Raw genomic sequence first — 16,578 nt, 5'->3', positions numbered from 1 at the left:
CTTTGTTATGACGCCCAGGGGTGCGCGACGCTGTACGGCCCAGGGCGCGCGTCACTGCTCTAGGGGATAGGCCGTTGTCGGGGGAAGCGACCGAACTGATGTCATGGAAAATTCATCTGTGCGGTGTAGGGCTCGATGACCAGCGACGAAAACGCCCGTCGCCGATCATCCAGATGCTCTGTGGCAGCCCCTAGAGTGGGCGACCGATGCCATTGCAGACGTTGGCGTTGCCGATGCTCAAAGGGCTGGTAGGCGTGAGGAAGGCGTCACGCACTGCGGTTTTCCAGGCGGCGGGTAGACGCGCCAATCGGTTATCACGAATAGCTGCATCGTTGCTTACCAAGGCGCCGTAATGACGATAAAAGAAACTGCGTATCTGTGAGGTCTGGGTGGCGTCGGCATAGCACTGGCTGAAGAGCATGTTAGTGAAGCCCAGGATCGGGTAGCCGCTGGCTGGGTACGGGCGCAGGCTCTTGTCGCCAGGGTTGGCGTCGATATTGGCCTGGGAAGTGAAGACCGGAACCCACAGGTTCTGATCTCTGCGCTCAGCCACCGCAGGTACCGGAACAGTAGCAATGGCATCGGAAATATTGGCCGGAGTTGGCGACACACCATTGACACGGGCGACCTTGGTCGCGTCGCTCAAGCCTTCCAGTGTCGCGGCGGCGTAGGTTGGCCCGATAAAGGTGATTCTGCCGTCTAATACATACAGTTCCTCCATTATCGCTTCGCTGCTATTGGCTGAGCGGGCTCCTGCCGGCAGGCCACCCGAATAACTGGACGCGAAATCCGTGGTCACGGCGAAGGTGCCGGTTTCAACGCACTTGGCATTCAGGAAACGGGTGAACAATTCGGTGCTACCGCTTGCGATATTGGGATAAATCACAGTGATCGGACCTGTGCGCCCCGACTCCTTGATTTGTCTCCAATCATTCACCCGACCTGAAAATATCCCGCATAGATCATTGGTGCTCAGATCCACCTCGGCACTGCCGGCCTTGTTGAATCGAATGGCAATCGTAGTGGCCGCCGACGGCACCTGGATAAGAGGCCCCCAGTCAGCATGGTGAGCCGAGAAATAGTCGCCTACCTCGGAATACTTGAGCTTGGACTCACTCGCTGCCCAATGCACATTCCGATCACTGGGCAGAGAGCTGAGCAGGCTGTAATCGTTACGCAGGAAAGCCGCTTTGTCCCGCCCGCGGTCCATGCCCAGATAAGGCGCAAAACCTGCCGTCAGGACACCCGGCGTCTGGTACAGCTTCGCAGGCAATGTCGAACCACCCCCATTGATATCCGCCTGTGCCTGCTGCATGCACAAGGCTGCGAACAACATCGATGCTATCCACCCTTGATGTTTTGGCATGACAAACCCTCTTGTATGACGAGCGTGAAGCAGGCCGGCCAGCGCGCACGCTGTCTGTCCGTGCGCCAGTTCGTCGGGGCCTGAATGAAAAAATCAGCAACGGTCGAAACCGTTGCTGATCCGGGTGTTGCAGTCAGCTGGGAACCAGCCTTACAGCGGACGACCGATGGCGTTGCAAACACTGGCCTGGCCAATGTTCAGGTCGCTGGTGGTGGTGAGGAAAGCCTCACGTACAGCGGTTTTCCAGGCATCTGGCAGCGGCACGAAGCGGTTGTTCTTGATCGCGGTGTCGTTGTTGGACAGAGCGCCGGCACCGTAGTGGCGAGCGAAGAAAGTCCGGACCTGGGAGGTCTGGGTAGCGTCGGCATAGCACTGGCTGAAGATCAGGTTAGTGAAGCCCAGGATCGGGTAGCCGCTGGTTGGGTACAGGCGCAGGCTCTTGTCGCCAGGGTTGGCGTCGATGTTGGCCTGGGAAGTGAAGACCGGAACCCACAGGTTCTGGTCGCCACGGCTGGCCACGGCAGGTACTGGAACAGCGCCGATAGCGGACGAAACGTTGGCAGGAGCTGGCGAAACGCCGGCAACCTTGGCCACCTTGGTAGCATCGTCCAGGCCAGCCAGGCTTGGCGCGGCGTAGTCAGGGCTCATGTAGGTGATGCGACCATCACCAGCGTTCAGCGCGTCCATCACGCCCTGGCTGGTCACAGCGGCCACGGCACCGGCTGGCAAGCCACCCGAGTAGCTGGAAGCGAAGTTGGTGGTCACGGTGAAGGTGCCGGTTTCAGCGCACTTGGCGTTCAGGAAGCGGGTGAACAGCTCGGTGGTGCCGCTGCTTTCGTTGCGGTAGACCACGGTGATCGGACCAGTACGGCCGGCACCAGCGATCTGGCTCCAGTTGTTGACACGGCCCGAGAACACGCCGCACAGGTCGTTGACGCTCAGGTCAACGGCAGCAGTGCCGGCCTTGTTGAATGGAACGGCAACCGAAGTGGCCACCGAAGGCACTTGGATCAGCTTGCCCCAGGCAGCCTGGTGGGCAGTGACGTAGTTGCCCAGCTCAGTGGTGCTGAGTTTGGAATCGCTACCGGCCCAGTGCACGTTCTTGCCGGTGGTGCCGGCCACGAACTTGGTGTAGTCGTTGTTCAGGAAGGCAGCCTTGCCGTTGCCGCTGCCTACGCCGATGTAGGGAGCGAAACCGGCGGTCAGAACGCCAGCGGTCTGGTACAGCGGTTGTGGCAGGGTAGCGCCACCGCCGTTGATGTCAGCCAGTGCAGCCTGTGCCGAGCACAGGGCGGCCAGGGTCAGGGATGCCGCGAGAACATTGCGCTTAAACATGAAGAATCTCCTTTCGTCGTGTTCGTACGTTGGGTGAATAGCTCTTGCATGACGCCATGGCACTCGGGCCAGAAGCCTTGATCCAGAGGGCTTGATGGGTGAGGCCATGGGGAGAGAAGTTCGCAGTTTCCGGTGACAGTTAAAGGAAAAATGCTCGGGAGAAGCCGGCTGTTTTTGCAAAAGATTCTCGGGTGTTCAGGGCCTTTTTTAAGGCCCTTTTACCCAAGGTGACAGCCAGGTTGCAGACGGTTTCTCCGGCACCAGCGCCAAGCCGTTGCCGGCCGGGCAGGCAAGCCTGGAACATGACAGAACGAGGAACCCGAGGATCCTTATCCTGGGAGTCGGGAGCGTTAGCACCCGGCTGAAAAAAGCTGGCGCCGTCAGCTCACCAGCTGGTTGATCTCGATGATCGGCAGCAGCACCGCCATGACGATCACCAGCACCACGCCGCCCATGACCACGATCATCAGCGGCTCCAGCAGCGCGGTCATGCCCATGGCCCGGCGCTCCAGATCGCTGGACAGGGACTGCGCCGCCCGCTCGAGCATCGGTGGCAAGGCGCCGGTCTTCTCACCGCTGGCGATCAGGTGGATCAACAGCGGCGGAAAGACTTTCTCCACCCGCAGCGCGGCCGCCAGGTTGGCGCCTTCGCGGACCTTGGCCGTGGCCTCGTTGACGCTGTGGCTCAGGCGGTCGTTGGACAGGGTCTGGCGCGCGGCCTCCAGGGCCCGCAACAGCGGCACCCCGGCCCCGCCGAGGATGGCCAGGGTCGAGGCGAAGCGCGCGGTGTTCAGGCCCAGGACAAAGCGCCCGACCAGTGGCAGGCGCAGGATCCGGCTATGCCAATTCAAGCGCGCCTGGGGGTTGCGCAGGTAGATCCGCCAGCCCCAGAACCCGGCCACCAGGGCCGCGAAACACAAGCCGCCCCAGGCGCGGATGAAGTCACTGGCGTTGAGCATCGCCAGGGTCAGCCCTGGCAGGTCCTGGCGCGCCTGGGAAAAGGCGCTGACTACCTGGGGCACGACATAGCTCAGGAGGAAGATCACGATGCCGATGGACACCAGGCCCACCACCCCGGGATAGATGAAGGCCGTGAGGATCTTGCCCCGCAGGCCGTTACGCTCCTCGATGTAGTCCGCCAGCCGCTCCATGACCTGGGCCAGGTCGCCGGATTCCTCGCCAGCGGCGATCAGCGCCCGGTAGATCTCCGGAAAATCCCGCGGCCTGGCCGCCAGCGCCTCGGCCAGGCGCATGCCGCTGCGCACATCGGCGCGCACCGCGCTCAGGGTCTGGGCGATATGCTTGCGCTCGGCCTGTTCCACCGTGGCGCTGAGCGCCGCCTCCAGCGGCAGGCTGGCGCCCAGCAGGCTGGCCAATTGGCGGGTCGCCCAGGCCAGGTCGTTGTCCGAGAGCCTGGGGCTGAACAGCCCCCCTGCCCCGCCTGCGCCCTGGTTGCCATCCAGCCGCACGTCCAGGGCCGTCAGGCCCCGGCTGCGCAACGTGGCGAAGGCCGCACCCTGGCTATCGGCCTCCAGGTGCCCGGATTCGATCTTGCCGTGGCTGTCGGCGGCTTCGTAGCGATAACGATTCATCAGGCGTCCCGTGTCACACGAAGGATTTCTTCCGGCGCGGTGGTGCCGCTGCGTACCCAGCGCTCACCGTCCTCGCGCATGCTGAACATCCCCGCCCGCCGCGCCGAGGCCCTCAGGGCCTGCTCACCCGCGCCCTGGTGGATCAGGCTGCGGATGTCATCGTCGATGCAGAACAGTTCGTGGATGCCGGTACGCCCGCTGTAGCCGATATGGTTGCAGGCCGGGCAACCCACCGGGTGCCAGGTACCAGGATTGGCGGGATCGGGCGCCTTGCATTGGTTGCACAGCCGGCGCACCAGGCGCTGGGCCAAGACCCCGAGCATCGACGACGCCAGGAGGAAGGGTTCGACCCCCATGTCGATCAGGCGGTTGACCGCCGACACCGCGTCGTTGGTGTGCAGGGTGGCCAGTACCAGGTGCCCGGTGAGGGACGCCTGGACCGCGATCTGTGCGGTTTCCAGGTCACGGATCTCGCCGATCATGATGATGTCCGGGTCCTGGCGCAGGATGGCGCGCAGGGCCAGGGCGAAGGTCATGTCGATCTTGGCGTTGACCTGGATCTGGCTGATACCCGGCAGGTCGTACTCCACCGGGTCCTCCACGGTGAGGATGTTGCTGGTGCTGGCGTCCAGCCGGGCCAGGGCCGCATAGAGGCTGGTGGTCTTGCCGCTGCCGGTGGGCCCGGTGACCAGGACGATGCCGTGGGGCTGGCGGATCAGGCCGTCGAGCCGGGCCAGCAGCGCCGGGTCCATGCCCAGGGTCTCCAGTTGCAGGCGCCCGGCCTGCTTGTCCAGCAAGCGCATCACCACCCGCTCGCCATGGCCGGTGGGCACCGTGGACACGCGGATATCGATGGGCCGCCCGGCGACCCGCAAGGCGATCCGACCGTCCTGGGGCAAGCGTTTCTCGGCGATGTCCAGCTGGGCCATGATCTTGATCCGCGACACCAGGGCCCCGTGCAGCGCCTTGCGTGGCGAGACCACGTCGCGCAGGGTGCCGTCGACCCGGTAGCGCACCACCGAATGGGTCTCGTAGGGCTCGATATGAATATCGCTGGCCTCGTCCCGCGCCGCCTGGGTGAGCAAGGCGTTGATCATGCGGATCACCGGCGCGCCATCCTGGGTGTCCAGCAGGTCGGTCACCTCCGGCATATCCTGCATCAGCCGGTCCAGGTCGACCTCGTTCTCCGCCGCGCCGACCACCGCCGCGGCGCTGCCGGTGTCGGCATAGGCCGTGGCCAGCAAGCCGTCGAGCTCATCGTCGCGGACCCGCTCCAGGCGCGCCGGACCGAATTGGCGCCGGGCCTCGCTGATGGACCAGCCAGGGGTCGAGGCGCACACCAGCAGCACCGCGCCCTCCTCATCGTGGCGCAGCAGGATGCGATGGGATTTGGCCCAGGCATAGGGGAGCTGGGAGGTCATCGCCAAACCTCCATCCGTCCAGGAATCCCCGCACGAAGCAGGCCATGACTCGGATCTGGCGCCCGGCTCATTGCACTGGCACCGCGCGGATGGTCGCCCGGATGCCCTGGGGCGCGTCCTGCAACGACACCGGTTGCGCGCCGGGAATGGCCTTGGCCGCCGGAGGCAATTGCGGCATCTGCATGTCCGGCATGGCCCAGCTGTGCTCGGGCTGCAGCTGGCCCTGGGCCCGGCGCATGAAGTCGTAGCGATTGAGGGTGATGCTGCGCCCCGCCCCGCTGTCGCGAATGATGTAGGGTCGCAGGAACACCATCAGGTTGGTCTTGTTGATGCTGCGCTTCTCGTTGCGAAACAGCGCTCCCAACCCCGGGATGCTCGACAGCCACGGCACGGCATCGTTGCTCTGGCTATAGCCATCCTGCAGCAGTCCGCCGAGCACCATGATCTGCCCGTCGTCGAGCAGGATGCTGGTGTCGATCGCGCGCTTCTGGGTGACCGTGCCGGCCGCCACCGAAGCCCGGGCATCGATGCTGCTGACCTCCTGGTAGATGTCCAGCTTGACCGTGCCGCCCTCGGAAATCTGCGGCCGCACATTGAGCTTGAGCCCCACCTCCTCGCGCTGCACCGTCTGGAACGGGTTGTTGCTGTTGCCACCGCCGCCGGTGACATAGCTGCCGGTGACGAAGGGGATGGTCTGGCCGACAAAAATGCTCGCGGCCTCGTTGTCCAGGGTCAGAAGGTTCGGCGTCGACAGCACGTTGGAGCCGCCCTTGCTCTTGAGCGCCCGGGCCAGGACCTTGAGGTCCAGGACCTTGCCGATCCCCGGGATGTCCACGGTGCCATTGACCACGCCGATGTTCAGGCCCTTGGGCAACACGTCGATGCTGGTCTTGCTGCCCGGGTTGCCCACCACGCCGCTGCCGCCGAGGTTGACCCCGCCAAAACCACCCTTGCCCCCCAGGTTGCCGGCCTGCCACTGCACGCCGAATTCGTTGGCATCGTCTTCATTGACCTCGACGATCAGGCTCTCGATCACCACCTGGGCCCGGCGCTGGTCCAGTTGGTCGATCACTTCCCGCAGGTTGCGATACAGCGGGTCCGGCGCGGAAATCAACAGGGTGTTGGTGGTGGCGTCGGCCTGGATGGTCACGCCACCGGCGCTGAAGGCGGTGTTCTGGTCGTTCTGCTGGCCATTGCTACCCAGGCCGCTGCTAGTGCTGCCGCCCTGGCCATAACCCTTGCTACTGCTACTGCTGTTACCCAGGCTGGAGCTGGTGCTGGCGCCGCTGGTGCTGCCCGCCTGGCTACTGCCTTGGCTGGCGCCGGTGCCGCCGCCCATGCCGCTGAGCATGGCCCGGGCGCCATCGTTGCTGGAGCTGTCGCTTTCCCCGGTGAGCAGGCCGCGCAGGGCCTGGGCCAGCTTGCCGGCCTGGGCATTGCGCAGGTACACCACGTGCAGGTTGCTGGGGTTGCTCTGGGCGTTGTCCAGCTTGTAGATCAGGTTGCGCGCAAGCTCGGTGCGCTCGGGGCTGCCGGCGCGGATGATGATGGAGTTGGAACGCGGATCGCCGATCACGCTGATCTTCTGGGTCTGGTCGCTGCCCTGGGTCTCCAGCAACTCGGAGACCATGGTGGCGATGTCCACGGCGATGCCGTTCTGCACCGCCACCACATCGGTGTCGATGGCGCTCGGGGTGTCGATGCCACTGATGATCTGCGCCACCCGCTGCAGGTTCTCGGCGTAATCGGTGACCACGATGGTGTTGTTGCCCGGATAGGCATTGATCGGGTTGTTGGGCGAAACGATCGGCCGCAGCACCGGGATCAGGTTCACCGCGTTTTCGTACTGCAGGCGGAAGGTGCGGGTCAGCATGCCGTTGCCCGCCGGCTTGTCGGCGCTGTAGATCGGTCCGCCCAGCAGCTTGGCATCGGCCTCGGGCACCACCTGGGCCACGCCGCCGACATCGACCACGCTGAAGCCTTGCATGCGCAGGGCCGCCAGCAACATGTCATAGGCCTGGTGCGCGGGCACCTGGCCTTCGCTGACCAGGGTCAGGTTGCCCTTGACCCTGGGGTCCACCAGGAATTGTTGGCCGGTGGAACGGGACAGGGCCCGCACCACGGCCTGGATATCGGCCTCGACGAAGTTCAACTGCACCGGCTGGTCGCCCAGGGGATTGCGCGGCACGCTGGTGCTACGCGAAGCCCCCGAGGCCCGGTTGCTGGTGACCGGATGCACGACCTTGGGACGCTGGGCCTGTTGCGCTTGCAAGCGCTGGCGGTCAGCCAGGACATCGCCACCACGCCGGGTATCGGCCAGGGGTTGGCCCAGTTCACTGTCCACCAACAAGGGCGGTGGCGTGGTGGATTGGGTATTGCTGCAAGCCCCCAGCGCCAGCAGCAGGAAAGGTGCAGCCTTGCGACACTGGCGCACGTAGATGGAACCTGACCACTTCATGAAGCTTCCTTAGCGCCCTGCGCCTGATCCATGCGAACGGTCCCGGACAGTGTGCCTGCCGAGTCATCGGCGGCGGCCTCGGCTGCGCGTTGCAGACGAGCCTCCACCACCTGCAGTGAAAGCTGCCGGGGAGCCCCTAGCAGCCAGCCGACCACAGCATCTGCCGGGGCCTGCTCAAAGGTCAGCCGCCAGCTCTCGGGGCCGGCTTCATCAGGTTGTTGCAACTGGTAGCGATCCTTCAGGCCGGCCTGGTCCAGGGTCTGGCGCAAGGACTGCTCAAGGCTCCCCCCGGCGCTATCGCCAGCGCCTGGCGCGACCTCATGCAGCAGTACCTCCAGGGCCTCGGCCTGGGAGCGCAGCTTGGGCGTCTCGGCCTGCCAGTATTCGATCTTGCGCAGCGGCGGCTGGATCAACAGCAACCACAACAACAAGGCCAGCAGCCCCGCAGCAGTGCCGGCCAGCAAGCGTTTCTCCCGCAGGGCCAGGCCATTCCAATGGCCCAGGGCCTGGGCCTGCAGGCGCGACCAGCGCGCCCGGTACGGTGCCAGCATGGCCTTACTCATCATCGTCTCTCCCGGCGCTCTCCTGCTCCCCGGTCGGCTGCCCGCCTGGGACCAGGCTCCAACCGTTGGCCTCACGCTGCACGCTATAGCCCGCCTGGGCCAAGGCGCCTTGCCAGGTGTCATCGGCGGTCATGGGGGTATCGGGCAGCAGTTCAAGTTGCAGACGCTCCTGGGCGAACGTCAGGCGCTGCACACTGCCGACCATGAATGGCATGGCGCTTGCGGCCTGTAGCAGCAGGTTGGCAAACCCCTGGTTCGGCTCGGCCGAGTTGCCACTCTGGCGTGCAGCCAGCTGCTGGCGCGCCTGCTGCAGGGGATTGAGGACCACCGGCAATTCGGGGAACACCTGCCGTACTCGCAGGTTCATCTGGGTCTTGAGCCGCTGCCCCTGCTCGGCTTCACGGGCGGCATACAGGTTGAGCCCCGCCACCCAGACCACCACCGCCAGGGCGCAGCAGCCCAGGGCCCGCCCCCAGCCCTTGGCGGCGACCCGGCCAGTGGCCGCTCCTGCGTGCAGGCTCCAGGCCGGGGCCGGGCCGCTCCAGCGTTGTTCGCTCGCCAGATGCTGGGCGATACCCGGTGGGGCTTCATGGCCGATCCAGCAAGGTTCGCCGGCCGTACTGCGCAGCTGCTCCAGGGCTTCCTGCCACTGCGGCTGCGCTGGCGGCTCCTGGCCACCCTCCGGCCGGGACTGGGGCAGCAAGGGCTGCACACTGCCCTGCCCGGCGCTGTACCGCAGGACCAACTGGCCATCCACCAGGCACAGGTTCACCTGCGCCGGAGCCGGTACGGCCAAGGCATAAGGGGCCGGATACAGCCCCTGGAGCTTGAGCCCGGCCCGCTCCAGTTCACAGCCCAAGGCCTGCAGGCGCTCCCGTGGCAGCCAGCCCAGCACCACTTGCCCGGCCGAGTCCCGCGGGCCGTGGGCCACATGCATCTGTTCGAGGGGCCCCAGGATCAATGCCTGGGCGGCACAGGTCACCGCGGCCTTGATCCTGGCCGCCGGCAGTTGCGGCAGTTCGATGCTGGTCAGCAGGCTGTCTTGCGGATGCAGGAAGCACTCCACTGGCAGCGGCCTGGCGCCCTTGCCCAAGGCCCCCAGTTGCCCGAGCGGGCAGCGACCGGTTTCCACCACCCGCGATGCACGATCCAGGCGAGCGAAGTCCACCTGGGGTTGCCAGGGCTGTTCGCTCGGGCCCAGTTCCGCCAGGGGCGGCAAGGCGATGCGCAGGCGATTCATGCCCCCACCCGCGACCAGATCACCTGGGGCATGCGGTCCTCGGGCCGGTGCAACAAAGCTTGCAGGCTCACCCGGCGTTGATCGCGGCGCGCCTGGCCCTGGAGCAGGAACCATTCACTGGTGATACCGACCCGGATCTGCTCCACCGCCACTTCCGGCATGCGCAAACGGTTGACGAAATCGCCACGGTTGATGAACCAGTGCCCGGCATCGCGCTCCGCCACCAAGGCCTTGGCCCGCGACAACGCCAGCCCCGGGACCACCGCGGCCAATACTTCGGCCGGGGCGGTATTGCCATTGACCCAGGTATTGCCCGGCAGCACGCTGACATAGCGGGAAAGACGCGCCAGCATGGCATCGCTCATGCCCTGCAGGCCCTGCAATTCCTCCACGCTGCGCAGCATCGGCTGTCGGGGCGGCAGGATCTGTTCGGCTGCGCCTGGCGACGTCAGGCGGCCGCTGTTGAAAGCACCACGAGTACCGCTGGTGGCCTGTGGATTGCCCAGGCGTTGCGGGTAGGACGCGATCACTCGCTGGCTGATGCGACGGCTCAGGGCCGTATCGATCCCCAGGGACTGGCACAAGAGCTCGAAGCTTTGCAGTTGCACGGCATCCACCTCGCCCTGGAACACCAGGTTGCGCAAGTTGAACTTGCCTTGCTGGTCCTGCAGGCGGCCTTGGAACGCCCCGTTGAAGCCCCCTAGCGCCTGGTCGCCGATGGGCTGCGCCCAGGCCTGGTCGAGACGGGTCAGGACGTCACGCTGGCGCGCATCCCAGAGCAACAGGCGGCTGTACTCCAGGCCACCCTGCAACACCCCGGTGCCGAGGACCCGCCCTTGCTCGGCTTCCACGGTGCGCATGAAGGAGGTCTGGCGGGTGAGCATGGCGCCCGCGATCACCGCCACCACGGCGGCGATCAGCAAGGCACTGATGATGGCCATGCCACGCTGCTTCGCCACACTGGGCGAACGGCTGTTCATGACCGGCCTTACAGCTGCCAGGAGCCGATGTCGGCATTCACGCCTTCGCCATCGGGCTGGCCATCGGCCCCGAGGGAGAACACATCGACCTCACCGTTGGCCCCCGGATTGAGGTAGTGGTAAGGACGGCCCCAGGGGTCGTTGGGCAGGCGCTCCAGGTATGAGCGCCAGTTGCTGTCCTTGGCATTGGCCGGGCGTTCCACCAGCACCTTCAGGCCCTGGTTCATGCTGGGATAGGTGCCATGGTCGAGGCGATACAGCTTCAGCGCCTGCATCAGTCCGGCGATGTCCTGCTTGGCCGCCGTGGCCCGGGCCTGGTCGGGACGATCCAGGACCTTGGGCACCACCATGGCGGCCAGGATCCCGAGGATCACCACCACCACCATGATCTCGATCAGGGTAAAACCACGCTGGGCACGCGGGCGTCGCCGGTGGGCCGGCTGGGTCACTGCCCCCTGTCGCGTCGCCATGGCGGCGGCGCCCGGAGCGTCCTGCTCCGGCCGCAGCGAGCCACCACAGGCCTCGGGGGGGGACGTTACATGCGCGATATCCATCTCGACATTCCTTGGCTTGAGTTCGATTCGTGGCGCAGTGTTGCAAGAAGATATGTCAGTGATATTGAAAAACCTCGGGAGTTTCGGTCGCCATTCGGTCAAGCCCGAGGACTAGTCTGCGAGGCTGTCCTCCGGTATCGAGCGGCCCATGCGAGCTGTGCCCAAACAAGCGGGATTCACCCTGATCGAGGTGCTGGTGGCATTGGCCATCATTGCCGTGGCCATGTCGGCCGCCGTACGTGTGGCGGGGCTGATGACCCAGGGCAACGGCCTGTTGCGGGACAAATCCGTGGCCTTGCTGGCGGCCCAGAGTCGCCTGGCGGAGTTGCGCCTGGAGGGTGGCTTGGCGACCGGGATGAAAAACCTCGAATGCGACCAGGGCCGGCTCAAGCTGCGTTGCGAGCAGGCCATTGTCGCCAGCACCACGCCTGGGTTGTTGCGGGTCAGTGTGCAGGTGCGCGATCGCAGCCGCGAGGCGCCGCCCCTGGCTCGCCTGGAGACCCTGATCAGCCGGCCAACGGTGCCGCGCCAGTGAGCCCTAGCGGGTCAACCTTGGCAGGCTCGGCGAGTCCGGCAGCTTGCTGACCTTGACTTGCGAACGCTGCCCACCGCGTTCGATCAGCACCCCGTCGGCCTCCACTGCCACCAATTGCACACCCTGGGTCAGCCGCTCGCCAGCCAGGAAGCTGCGCGGCGGCCCATCGTTCAGGCTGAGGATGGCCACCGCGCCACGGGCTCCGGCCATGACCCCGGACACCTTGATGTCCACTTGCACCGGCTGGTTGGCAAACCACTGCAAGGCAGGACTGTCGGAGCGCGCAGCCAGGGCCTGGGGCGCGGCGGTGGGCGTGCGGGATTCGGCCGGGGTCAGCAACAGCGACGACCAGGTGCCGACTCCGGCCAGGGCCACCAGCAGGGCAGCGTACTGCAATACCTGGGGAACAGAGAAACGCAGGGCGAATGGCATGGGCAGAACCTCCTGTTTGTCCATGCCAGCAGCCTACAGGTCAAATTTCACGGTTTTATTTCACTAGATCATCATCTGCCTCAGGCAGCCTGGAACCCTCGCCAAGGAGTGCAATGCGATGCGGGTTTATCAACAACAGGGCTTTACCCTGATCGAGCTGATGGTCGTGCTGGTGATCATCGGCATCGCCAGTGCGGCCGTGGGCTTGAGCATCAAGCCTGATCCGCTGCAATCCCTGCGCAAGGACGCCGAGCGCCTGGCGCAACTGCTGCAAGTGGCCCAGGCCGAGGCCCGTGCCGATGGCCGTAGCATCACCTGGCGCGCCAATGCCAAGGGCTTTGCCTTCAACCGCTACGACGAGACCGGCCAGGGCATCGATGACTTTCGCCAGGACAGCCAGTTGCGACCGCGGAACTGGGACACGCCCTCCATGCAGGTACGCATCGAGCCCAGGCCACGCCTGGTGCTCAATGCCGAATGGATCAACCCGCCGCTGCAGGTGGTGCTTTCCGATGGCCAGCACAGCCTGCAGGTCGAGCGCACGGCAGCGGGCCAATTAAGGGTGGTGGAGCGGCCATGAACAGTCGCCAGGAAGGTTTCACCCTGATCGAGGTGATGGTGGCGATCATGCTCATGGCGGTGGTCAGCCTGATTGCCTGGCGTGGCCTGGACAGCGTGACTCGCGCCGACGGCCACCTCAAGGCCGGTACCGAGCAGACCGAGGAACTGCTGCGCACCCTCAACCAACTGGAACGCGATGTAGCCTTGCGAGCCAGCACCGAACTGCGCGAGCCCAACCTCAGCGAGGGCGACACCGCCGAGCCCGAAGGCCCGCCGCCCTTGAGCGTGCGCAGCTCCGACAGCAAGGGGTTTGCCCTGGAGATCATCCGCAGCGCCGCCGCACCGGACATTGGCCTGCAACGGGTGCGTTGGTGGCTCAAGGGCGACACCTTGTATCGTGCGGTGGCCGAACCCCGGGATCGCTACCCGTTGCCGGCCCCCCGCAATGGCGTCGCGGTGCTGGGCCGGGTCAGCGACCTGCAGGTTCGCGTCTGGAACCCCGACAAGGGCTGGCGCCAACTGAGCGGCAATCGCCAGGACAACCCTGTGGGCCTGGAGATCCGCCTGGTGCGCCAGACGCCCCAGGGCGAGGAGCGCTACCGCCAGGTGCTGGGCCCGCTGGAATGAGGCCAGCTGCCAGGGATTGCAGCGGCTGCGACTCGAGCCGCCTGTAGTCGCTGCCGCAGGTTGCGCATGGCCGCGCAGCGGACACCGGGCATCTACGGGATGGATCAGGCAGTTTGGACATTACGGCGCCTGCGCAACCGGACGCCGGAGGAGCGTCAACTGAGCAGGACGACGCCACCGGGCAGTTCGGTGCACTTGGCGCCGTAGGCATCGCGAATCAGCAAGGCAACGCCGGCCAGTTGATTGAGGTTGAAGCGCGCCTGGACCTTGCGCTTGCCCAGCTCGGCGTTGAGCAACACCAACATGCCCGGACGATAGCGATTGATCTCGCTGATCACGGTATTGAGGGTCGCGTTGTCGAACACCAGCACCTGCTCGCGCCAGGCGATCACTGCACGGGGGTCCACCACCACAGGCTCGCCCACGCTGCGCACGTCATAGGTCAGCTGGCGGCCGCTGTCCAGGCGAATGCTACGCCCCGCGACCTCCACCTGCAGGCTGCCCTCGATGCAGGTCACACACACCTGCTGCTCGGTATTACGCAAATTGAAGCGTGCCTGGCGGGCACTCAACCAGCCCTCGCCGGCCTGTACCTTGAGCGGCTGGACACCCTGGCTGAAGACCTCCACTTCGCCTTCGAGCAACTCGATGCCCTGCTCCCCTGCCCCGAGATCGCGACGGCTGATGCGGGTCTGGGTATTGAGTTCCAGGCTCACGCCCTCGGCCAGGTCCACCCGCCGCTGCTCGCCAACCTCAGTGGAAAAATCCGCGGTGAGCCCGGCAAAACCGCCCGGTACCGTGAACCGGACCATGAACAACGCCGCCGATGCCGCCAGCGCCCCGCCCAGGAATGCCCGGCGGGCCAGGGTTCGAGGACGCGCCTGTTGCTCCAGGCGCTCGGCAGCCGGGAGCAGGCCATGCCACAAGGCCTTGGCTTGCTCGAAGGCAGCGGCGTGCTGCGGGCTTTGCCCACACCATTGGCGCAACGCCTTGGCGTCAGCCGCGGTGGCCCGCCCGGAGGTCAGCAGGAGCAGCCAGTCCCGGGCATCACTCAGCAGTTGCTGGTCCGCCGAGGACCGGGGAGTGGAAATGCTAAAAATGTTCAAGCGCGCAGATACTCACGGAATAGTCAGGGACTCTTTGTCTAGGACGGTTTTCCAGCCCCGGGACCGAACCGCTGAATGACTTTTCTTTCAAGACGCAGGGCGCAATGGCCCAGGGCGGCCTTGAGTTCCTTCTCCACCATCCGTGTGGAAATGCCGAAACGCTGGGATATTTCCAGGTGCGGCGCCTCTTCCAGGCGCGCGGCAATGAAGATTCGCCGGCGGCGCGCCGGCAATTCGTAGAGGGCCTTGAGCAGGGTCTGGATTTCTTTCTGGCCACCCACGACCCGCGACGGGTCCAGGGCCTCGTCGGCGACCTGCAGCAGCTCCTCCACTTCCTCTCCGGTGAGCAAGCGGGCATCGGACTGGCGCCGGTCGGCGGCAATGTTCAACGCCATGCGGTACAGGTAGGCATTGGGCTGGACCAGGTTCGGTGGCTCCTCCATACGGTCGACCCGCAGGTAGGTTTCATGCAGGACATCGTTGGCCAGGTCCTCCGAGCCCAGGCGCCTGCGCAAGCGCACCCGAAAGTCCTCGTAGGACGTCAGGAACAGCCTGACCATCGCACTGTGCCCGGTGTTCTTCATACCCCGGAAGCTCCTTCCCATTCCTTGCAATCCATGCGTTTCCCTGTCGTGTCCGGTATCAAGAGTAAGGTCAACGGCTGGCGCAACGAGCTGGGCGCCTGGCGCTCGATGCGGATTTGCGCCAGGCGCTGCACCAGTGCCTCATCTCGCTGCCAGTCGCCGGTGGAGCCCACCAGGCGGCTGTGTTCCACCCGGCCATCACTGCCAACCCACAGTTGCAGCAAGGCACGAAAGCCGCCCGGCCGGGTCAACTCCGAGCCACACAAACCACGCTCCACCGCGCGCTGCAACGCCGTGGCATAGCTGCTGTTGAGCCGTGCGGCCTGGCGCCCCCTGGCCCCCTGCTCCACCCGCGGCTGGGAAGCCGCCGGCACTTGCAAGGTAAACGCATCGGTACGGGCATAACGGGCCATCAATCCACTACCGGCCAGCAAACGCGCCAGGCCCTCGCGAGCGCTGTAGCGCCCCTTGACCCCCGCCGAACGCCGCCCCCAGGTCAGCTCTCGGTCCACCAGCACGGCCATTCCGGTGGAGCGACTGAACAGTTCCAGGGCCTGGGCCAGGTCCTGCGCCGGGATATCCAGCCCCAACAAGGCCTGGGAATCCACATGCGGCGGCCCTGGCGGCCTATCGCCGGCCCAGACGGCAAATCCCGGTAGCCACAGAGCGAACCCCAGCACACAGGTCGCCAAGCCCCCGTGCAATGAAGTCCATCGCCCGACCTGCGCTCTGTGTCGCTGCACTGCTGTCCAATCCTTGAAAAGCGTCATCCTGAGGCCAGTTTATGAATCTGGTGTTACGGCCACGGCAAAAAAATCATCACTTTTGCGGCTCGGGCTTTGCACTACACTCGGCCCCTATCGAGGCTCGTTTTCCCGGGCCAGCCAGGAGGCCAGGATGAAACGATTTAGCCGATTTGCCGTAGCTCTTGTGTTGTTCTCAGCCTTGCCCTGGACGGTGCAGGCAGAAGAAGCCAAAGAAGGTTGTGTCGAGGTCAGCGTCGGCGGCTACAAGGCCCCCGACTACAACTGCCTGAGCAAACAGATGGGCAATGACCCGGAGGCCGTCAAGGCCGCCAAAGCCAATCAGCAGGCGATGCAGAACCCGGTGGAGAAACGGCCACCGAACCAGAACGGCCTGGCGACTCCCGCCGCCACCGGCGTACGCATGGGTAATACCTTCGGCACCTCAGTCACGCCCCAGCAGCGTCCTTGAACGCGCCCG

Annotated in this window: 17 protein-coding genes; 4 read left to right on the top strand and 13 right to left on the bottom strand. The window is 65.4% G+C overall.

All coding sequences use genetic code 11. From position 1 onward, the window contains the following. Nucleotides 1–190 precede the first annotated feature (190 nt). From ATY02_RS13900 to gspG, 9 genes are all read right to left on the bottom strand, one after another. Nucleotides 191–1,366, bottom strand: a complete 1,176-nt coding sequence (locus ATY02_RS13900; RefSeq protein ID WP_068588909.1) for a substrate-binding domain-containing protein — start codon at nucleotides 1,364–1,366, stop codon at nucleotides 191–193. Between the two features lie 150 nt (nucleotides 1,367–1,516). Continuing rightward, nucleotides 1,517–2,701 (bottom strand): substrate-binding domain-containing protein, encoded by a 1,185-nt coding sequence (locus ATY02_RS13895; RefSeq protein ID WP_068588914.1) that lies wholly within the window; start codon nucleotides 2,699–2,701, stop codon nucleotides 1,517–1,519. A gap of 380 nt (nucleotides 2,702–3,081) precedes the next feature. Beyond that, nucleotides 3,082–4,293, bottom strand: coding sequence for a type II secretion system inner membrane protein GspF (gene gspF, locus ATY02_RS13890; RefSeq protein WP_068588917.1), 1,212 nt, complete (start codon nucleotides 4,291–4,293; stop codon nucleotides 3,082–3,084). Beyond that, the gene (gspE, locus tag ATY02_RS13885) at nucleotides 4,293–5,714 is read right to left on the bottom strand and encodes a type II secretion system ATPase GspE (RefSeq protein WP_068588921.1); all 1,422 of its coding nucleotides are present in this window, start codon (nucleotides 5,712–5,714) and stop codon (nucleotides 4,293–4,295) included. The genes gspF and gspE overlap by 1 nt, the downstream gene beginning before the upstream one ends. 67 nt (nucleotides 5,715–5,781) lie before the next feature. After that, entirely contained in the window at nucleotides 5,782–8,172 is a 2,391-nt protein-coding gene (gene gspD, locus ATY02_RS13880; protein WP_068588925.1) for a type II secretion system secretin GspD, read from the bottom strand. Further along, nucleotides 8,169–8,735 (bottom strand): type II secretion system protein GspM, encoded by a 567-nt coding sequence (gene gspM, locus ATY02_RS13875; RefSeq protein ID WP_068588928.1) that lies wholly within the window; start codon nucleotides 8,733–8,735, stop codon nucleotides 8,169–8,171. The genes gspD and gspM overlap by 4 nt, the downstream gene beginning before the upstream one ends. Then, a complete protein-coding gene (gene gspL, locus ATY02_RS13870; protein ID WP_068588931.1) occupies nucleotides 8,728–9,975 on the bottom strand; it encodes a type II secretion system protein GspL in 1,248 nt (415 codons plus the stop codon). Before gspL ends, gspM begins: the two co-directional genes overlap by 8 nt. Then, entirely contained in the window at nucleotides 9,972–10,955 is a 984-nt protein-coding gene (gspK, locus tag ATY02_RS13865) for a type II secretion system minor pseudopilin GspK (protein WP_068588933.1), read from the bottom strand. The genes gspL and gspK overlap by 4 nt, the downstream gene beginning before the upstream one ends. 8 nt (nucleotides 10,956–10,963) lie before the next feature. Beyond that, a complete protein-coding gene (gspG, locus tag ATY02_RS13860; protein WP_068588952.1) occupies nucleotides 10,964–11,425 on the bottom strand; it encodes a type II secretion system major pseudopilin GspG in 462 nt (153 codons plus the stop codon). 232 nt (nucleotides 11,426–11,657) lie between these two features. On the opposite strand from gspG, the gene gspI reads away from it, so the two are divergent. Further along, nucleotides 11,658–12,044: a type II secretion system minor pseudopilin GspI gene (gspI, locus tag ATY02_RS13855; protein WP_068588936.1), complete on the top strand. Its 387-nt coding sequence runs from the start codon at nucleotides 11,658–11,660 to the stop codon at nucleotides 12,042–12,044. Between the two features lie 3 nt (nucleotides 12,045–12,047). On the opposite strand, the gene ATY02_RS13850 is transcribed toward gspI, so the two are convergent. Further along, nucleotides 12,048–12,476, bottom strand: coding sequence for a type II secretion system protein N (locus ATY02_RS13850; RefSeq protein WP_068588939.1), 429 nt, complete (start codon nucleotides 12,474–12,476; stop codon nucleotides 12,048–12,050). A gap of 118 nt (nucleotides 12,477–12,594) precedes the next feature. Between ATY02_RS13850 and gspH the strand changes: the two genes are divergently transcribed. Together gspH and ATY02_RS13840 are read left to right on the top strand one after the other, a co-directional pair. Beyond that, entirely contained in the window at nucleotides 12,595–13,056 is a 462-nt protein-coding gene (gene gspH, locus ATY02_RS13845) for a type II secretion system minor pseudopilin GspH (RefSeq protein WP_068588942.1), read from the top strand. After that, entirely contained in the window at nucleotides 13,053–13,664 is a 612-nt protein-coding gene (locus ATY02_RS13840) for a PulJ/GspJ family protein (protein ID WP_068588945.1), read from the top strand. The genes gspH and ATY02_RS13840 overlap by 4 nt, the downstream gene beginning before the upstream one ends. 155 nt (nucleotides 13,665–13,819) lie before the next feature. Here the strand turns inward: ATY02_RS13840 and ATY02_RS13835 are convergent, their stop codons facing one another. From ATY02_RS13835 to ATY02_RS13825, 3 genes are read right to left on the bottom strand one after another with little or no spacing between them, the layout of a single operon-like run. Next, entirely contained in the window at nucleotides 13,820–14,770 is a 951-nt protein-coding gene (locus ATY02_RS13835) for a FecR family protein (protein ID WP_068595960.1), read from the bottom strand. A 38-nt stretch (nucleotides 14,771–14,808) separates the two neighbouring features. After that, a complete protein-coding gene (locus ATY02_RS13830; RefSeq protein WP_068588316.1) occupies nucleotides 14,809–15,354 on the bottom strand; it encodes a sigma-70 family RNA polymerase sigma factor in 546 nt (181 codons plus the stop codon). Then, a complete protein-coding gene (locus tag ATY02_RS13825) occupies nucleotides 15,351–15,962 on the bottom strand; it encodes an STN domain-containing protein (protein ID WP_068588313.1) in 612 nt (203 codons plus the stop codon). Before ATY02_RS13825 ends, ATY02_RS13830 begins: the two co-directional genes overlap by 4 nt. A 289-nt stretch (nucleotides 15,963–16,251) precedes the next feature. Between ATY02_RS13825 and ATY02_RS13820 the strand changes: the two genes are divergently transcribed. After that, nucleotides 16,252–16,569 carry a hypothetical protein gene (locus ATY02_RS13820; RefSeq protein ID WP_068588309.1) on the top strand — a complete coding sequence of 106 codons (318 nt, stop codon included), beginning with the start codon at nucleotides 16,252–16,254 and terminating at the stop codon, nucleotides 16,567–16,569. The last annotated feature ends 9 nt before the right edge of the window (nucleotides 16,570–16,578 follow it).

This window comes from Pseudomonas sp. BIOMIG1BAC (genome assembly GCF_001705995.2).
GTDB classification, from domain to species: Bacteria; Pseudomonadota; Gammaproteobacteria; order Pseudomonadales; family Pseudomonadaceae; genus Aquipseudomonas; species Aquipseudomonas sessilinigenes.
Note: the sequence above shows the minus strand (reverse complement) of the source record. Positions and strands in the feature narration are given on the sequence as shown.

Bases quoted from the DNA above. Each gene is read 5' to 3' on its own strand.
- gspE (WP_068588921.1), bottom strand. From the start codon at position 5,714: ATGACCTCCCAGCTCCCCTATGCCTGGGCCAAATCCCATCGCATCCTG.
- gspG (WP_068588952.1), bottom strand. From the start codon at position 11,425: ATGGCGACGCGACAGGGGGCAGTGACCCAGCCGGCCCACCGGCGACGC.
- ATY02_RS13900 (WP_068588909.1), bottom strand. From the start codon at position 1,366: ATGCCAAAACATCAAGGGTGGATAGCATCGATGTTGTTCGCAGCCTTG.
- gspM (WP_068588928.1), bottom strand. From the start codon at position 8,735: ATGAGTAAGGCCATGCTGGCACCGTACCGGGCGCGCTGGTCGCGCCTG.
- ATY02_RS13820 (WP_068588309.1), top strand. From the start codon at position 16,252: ATGAAACGATTTAGCCGATTTGCCGTAGCTCTTGTGTTGTTCTCAGCC.
- gspD (WP_068588925.1), bottom strand. From the start codon at position 8,172: ATGAAGTGGTCAGGTTCCATCTACGTGCGCCAGTGTCGCAAGGCTGCA.
- gspK (WP_068588933.1), bottom strand. From the start codon at position 10,955: ATGAACAGCCGTTCGCCCAGTGTGGCGAAGCAGCGTGGCATGGCCATC.
- ATY02_RS13830 (WP_068588316.1), bottom strand. From the start codon at position 15,354: ATGAAGAACACCGGGCACAGTGCGATGGTCAGGCTGTTCCTGACGTCC.
- gspH (WP_068588942.1), top strand. From the start codon at position 12,595: ATGCGGGTTTATCAACAACAGGGCTTTACCCTGATCGAGCTGATGGTC.
- gspI (WP_068588936.1), top strand. From the start codon at position 11,658: ATGCGAGCTGTGCCCAAACAAGCGGGATTCACCCTGATCGAGGTGCTG.
- gspF (WP_068588917.1), bottom strand. From the start codon at position 4,293: ATGAATCGTTATCGCTACGAAGCCGCCGACAGCCACGGCAAGATCGAA.
- ATY02_RS13840 (WP_068588945.1), top strand. From the start codon at position 13,053: ATGAACAGTCGCCAGGAAGGTTTCACCCTGATCGAGGTGATGGTGGCG.
- ATY02_RS13850 (WP_068588939.1), bottom strand. From the start codon at position 12,476: ATGCCATTCGCCCTGCGTTTCTCTGTTCCCCAGGTATTGCAGTACGCT.
- ATY02_RS13895 (WP_068588914.1), bottom strand. From the start codon at position 2,701: ATGTTTAAGCGCAATGTTCTCGCGGCATCCCTGACCCTGGCCGCCCTG.
- gspL (WP_068588931.1), bottom strand. From the start codon at position 9,975: ATGAATCGCCTGCGCATCGCCTTGCCGCCCCTGGCGGAACTGGGCCCG.